Genomic DNA, 1195 nt, shown 5'->3' on the forward strand with positions numbered 1-1195 from the left:
TGTAAGCACACCCGTTTTAGTTCCATGCACTTTTTGAGATATCCGGTTTTTCAGTCATCAGCCGGTATTCTTCCGGCGTCAGGTTATTCAGGGATTCATGAGGCCGCTCGCTGTTGTATTCCGTCAGCCAGTGCTCTGTGATTTCCCGTGCTTCATTCAATGTTCTGAACAGATAAAAATCCAGTATCTCTGTCCGGTATGTCCGGTTAAAACGTTCGATGAAGGCATTTTGTGTGGGTTTTCCCGGTTTGATAAATTCCAGCATCACGCCATGCTCTTCAGCCCACTGCGCCAGAGTCAGTGATATTAGCTCCGGGCCATTGTCCATCCGCAGTTTCAGCGGATAACCACGGTTTGCCACGATCCTGTCCAGTACTCTGACCACCCGCTGCGCCGGGATATTCAGGTCGATTTCTATCGCGAGAGCCTCGCGGTTAAAGTCATCTACCACATTAAAGGTCCGAAAGCGCCTGCCACAGACCAGCGCATCATGCATAAAATCTATCGACCAGCTCTGGTTAAGTGCTTCCGGCGTCACCAGCGGTGCGGGGTTACGCACCGGCAGACGTTGCTTTCCCTTACGGCGAAAATTCAGTTTCAGCAGGCAGTAAATCCGGTGAACTCTTTTATGGTTCCAGATATTGCCCTGCCTGCGAAGCACCTGAAAAAGCTTTTTAAATCCATATCGCGGATAGCGTTCAGCTGCTGCTGTCAGTGCCATAATCACCGGCTCATCACGTTGCGTATCCGGCTGATAACGAAATACCGTCCTGCTCAGCGATAACGTCCTGCATGCCTGGCGTATGCTCATCGTAAACTGCGCGGTCAGATAACTGACGAGCTCACGCTTTATCGCTGGTTTTAAAGCTTTTTTTCGATGACGTCTTTTAATGCCCGATTCTCAAGGCTCAGATCGGCAAACATCTGTTTCAGACGCCGGTTTTCGTCCTCCAGATCTTTCATCTTTTTGATATCAGAGGCTTCCATACCGCCAAACTTCGCTTTCCAGTTGTAATAGCTGGCTTCAGAAATACCGGCTTCACGGCAGACATCCTTAACGGTACGTCCGGCTTCGACGGACTTCAAAACGGCAATGATCTGGTGTTCAGTGAATCGGGCTTTACGCATGGCGATCTCCTCAAGGGACATAATCAGTATGTCGGAAGATCTCTAAAAGTGAATGGTTCGGTTTACC

1 protein-coding gene is annotated in these 1195 nt (G+C 49.5%); it reads right to left on the minus strand.

The window, feature by feature from the left end; all coding sequences use genetic code 11:
- Nucleotides 1-16: 16 nt before the first annotated feature.
- Nucleotides 17-1128 (minus strand): IS3 family transposase gene (locus DZE2538_RS19980; RefSeq protein WP_152486152.1). Its coding sequence is split into 2 segments (ribosomal slippage): nucleotides 17-867 and nucleotides 867-1128, totalling 1113 coding nucleotides; the frame shifts between segments, so codons are not numbered across the junction.
- Nucleotides 1129-1195: the final 67 nt, after the last annotated feature.

It is taken from the genome of Dickeya zeae NCPPB 2538, from assembly GCF_000406165.1.
Classification (GTDB): domain Bacteria; phylum Pseudomonadota; class Gammaproteobacteria; order Enterobacterales; family Enterobacteriaceae; genus Dickeya; species Dickeya zeae.